This window comes from Vibrio sp. 10N.222.55.C6 (genome assembly GCF_041473395.1).
Classification (GTDB): Bacteria; Pseudomonadota; Gammaproteobacteria; order Enterobacterales; family Vibrionaceae; genus Vibrio; species Vibrio crassostreae_C.
Window position 1 is genome coordinate 1 of record NZ_JBFRSD010000698.1, and the last position, 260, is coordinate 260.

Sequence of the window (260 nt, forward strand, 5' to 3'; positions counted from 1 at the left end):
TGGTAGTGATCGAGCATCATTTTATGTGTCTCACGACCGATGCCTGATTTCTTATAACCACCGAACGCGGCATGTGCTGGATAAGCGTGGTAACAGTTCACCCAAATACGCCCCGCTTCGATGTTACGACCCATGCGATACGCTAGGTTTGCATCACGAGTCCATACGCCTGCACCCAAGCCATACTCGGTGTCATTGGCAATCTCTAGCGCTTCTGCTTCATCTTTAAACGTCGTTACTGCGATAACAGGGCCGAAGAT

1 protein-coding gene is annotated in these 260 nt (G+C 50.0%); it reads right to left on the reverse strand.

Features of this window, described 5'->3' with window-relative positions; all coding sequences use genetic code 11:
• A partial coding sequence (locus tag AB4486_RS25710) for an aldehyde dehydrogenase family protein (protein ID WP_372119568.1) occupies positions 1-260 on the reverse strand: 260 nt, incomplete at both ends.